Annotated in this window: 3 protein-coding genes; all 3 read right to left on the bottom strand. The window is 28.7% G+C overall.

Going from position 1 to position 2,271, the window contains the following annotated elements; all coding sequences use genetic code 11:
* Positions 1 to 203 precede the first annotated feature (203 nt).
* Positions 204 to 878 carry a hypothetical protein gene (locus tag MPF13_RS15355; RefSeq protein WP_249983644.1) on the bottom strand — a complete coding sequence of 225 codons (675 nt, stop codon included), beginning with the start codon at positions 876 to 878 and terminating at the stop codon, positions 204 to 206.
* Between the two features lie 222 nt (positions 879 to 1,100).
* Positions 1,101 to 1,451 (bottom strand): hypothetical protein, encoded by a 351-nt coding sequence (locus MPF13_RS15350; protein ID WP_249983643.1) that lies wholly within the window; start codon positions 1,449 to 1,451, stop codon positions 1,101 to 1,103.
* A gap of 7 nt (positions 1,452 to 1,458) precedes the next feature.
* Positions 1,459 to 2,145 (bottom strand): hypothetical protein, encoded by a 687-nt coding sequence (locus MPF13_RS15345; protein WP_249983642.1) that lies wholly within the window; start codon positions 2,143 to 2,145, stop codon positions 1,459 to 1,461.
* Positions 2,146 to 2,271: the final 126 nt, after the last annotated feature.

Genomic DNA, 2,271 nt, shown 5'->3' with positions numbered 1-2,271 from the left:
TTTTGACAAAATCTAAAATGAAACTTTCAAATACTTTTTTAATGTCAGTCGAATTTTTATTCATTTTTCGGTTTTTCTCAAATAGTGCACAACGTATTTGTGTAAGATTAGTTGCGTGTTTCAAGCAACTAATTTACTAGATTAAACACGAACGGCGAAATTCCGAAGGAATTTCCCAAGTGAGCCAAAACTAGCAATTAATTTTACACGTTGTTGTGTGCAGTACTTTTACGTTCTGCTGTTATTATTTGTTCAGCCCAAGATATTTTTTCGGCAAAACTTTCTGTTTCGCATTCAAAATATTTCTGTTGAATTTTACTCAACATTTTATCTGATAAAATCCAATCTATAAATTCTTCTGCATTCTCTTTTTGGTCGTGAAATCCGCTAATTTTTTTTCTTTCAAAAAGTGCGGTTTGTTCGTCAACTATAAACTCCGATAGATGTTTAATTGATGCTTTCGATTCCGATTCACTCCAAATATTTAGTAATTCCGTGAAATTCGGATAAAAGTGAGCAATCGCAGAAAAATAATCTTTAAATTCAAATTCCGCTTTTCGGCTGTTGTCATTTATAATACTTTCCCAAAGAGCAATCATAAATTCGTGAACTACTTTTTGTTCTTTTTCCTCCCAATTTTGGAATTCCGCAAGAGTAAGTTTGTCAAACGCAATCCAAATTTCATATGGCGTTTTTAATTCCGCTGTTAATTCAAAAATTCGAGGTAGAAAATGTTTATAGTCGTTTGCATTTCCCCAAGTCGTAATTACTTTTCCTGTGAAACGAGATAAATCATCTTCATTTAATTCAGTTAATTGTTTCGAGAACAATTCCACATTCCATTTGTTTAAATCGTCATAATTCGGACTTCCATTCATATACGAATTGCTATGATACTTTTCAAAAGTTTCATATAATTCTTTGATGTTATTTTTTAGTCTCGATGTCATTTTTCGTATTGCACACAACGTGTTTGTACAAGGTTAGTTGCGTGGTTTAGCTATAAAGTTAGTAAAATAATTACTGACAAAGAAAATCCGCGAGGATTTTCGTAAGTAAGCAAAAAGCAAGCAATTAATTTTGTGCGGTGTTGGCTTTAGTTATTTTATTTCTACCGGAATTTTCACAAATCTATCAATAGTGTCTTTACTATTCAATACTTCAGTCAAATATATTTCATAAAAACTATCTTTAATATTATCTTCTTGAGCATTTATTGTCATATGAAAACCTTGTTCAGAAGAATACGTATTTGAGAAAGATGATTTTCCTCTTGTTGTAATTTTCAAAAGTCTTTCTCCTAAATTTTTTGAATGTAATATGATTTCAGAATTTGTTCCAATTTCAATATATGTTTTCCCATTTGTTATAGAGTACTTTAATTCTCCATTTTTGTCAATTCCTTCTTTTTTCTCTTTACAAGAAAGTGAAACTAGCAGAGTCAAAATCATATAATATTTAAAAATCTTCACTTTTTTTCCTTATTATTTTAATGTCAGTATATAAATATGCTATAGCAATAAAAATTCCAAATATTCCTCTTGTAACAGTTCCTTGATAAATTCCATAAATTGCAAAACAAATAATAAAAATTGCAAATGGATAAAAGATTATTCTTGAAAAAGTTCTTTTTAAAGTCCACTCATTTTTTGAGTTTTCTATTTTTTCAATATTTTCCTCTAATTCTAATCCAATACTAACTTTTAAGTCATTTAATAAATATTTTGTTTCATTTTCATAGATTTTTTTTAAAACCCAAATAAAACCAGAGGCTAAAATTCCATAGATTCCAATAATAATTAAGTCGGTAAACTCAAAGTATTCATAATTATCTATTATTGGAATTATTAGAGCAAAGAGAAAGAAGGATAAAAGTAAACCTCCAAAAATGAATCTCCATAATTTTCCATTTAGACTCAATTCAGTTTTAATTTCTTTTATTTCTCCTAAACCATTGAAATGAATTTTAAAAATTGGATAAAATGTTCCTACCCAATAATTCCTTTCCCAAATAATATATTCGTTATTCTTTTTTTCAGCTATAACTTCTCCTTTATTGAAAAAACTTGTCAAAATATGATTCGTTAAATTATTCTCCTTTTCGAGAGTTATTAACTTGTCAATTTTGTCCTTGTCAGATTTCATAGTTTTGGCTGAGTAATTAAAGCCAACGTTGTTGTATATGGTTTGTTGCGTGGTTTAAGCACCTAATTTAGCAAATAAAAACCGAATAGAAAATCCGCGAGGATTTTCGTAAGTAGGCTAGAACTA

It is taken from the genome of Polaribacter sp. Z022, from assembly GCF_023555495.1.
Classification (GTDB): domain Bacteria; phylum Bacteroidota; class Bacteroidia; order Flavobacteriales; family Flavobacteriaceae; genus Polaribacter.
Note: the sequence above shows the minus strand (reverse complement) of the source record. Positions and strands in the feature narration are given on the sequence as shown.

Bases quoted from the DNA above. Each gene is read 5' to 3' on its own strand.
- MPF13_RS15355 (WP_249983644.1), bottom strand. From the start codon at position 878: ATGAATGGAAGTCCGAATTATGACGATTTAAACAAATGGAATGTGGAA.
- MPF13_RS15350 (WP_249983643.1), bottom strand. From the start codon at position 1,451: ATGATTTTGACTCTGCTAGTTTCACTTTCTTGTAAAGAGAAAAAAGAA.
- MPF13_RS15345 (WP_249983642.1), bottom strand. From the start codon at position 2,145: ATGAAATCTGACAAGGACAAAATTGACAAGTTAATAACTCTCGAAAAG.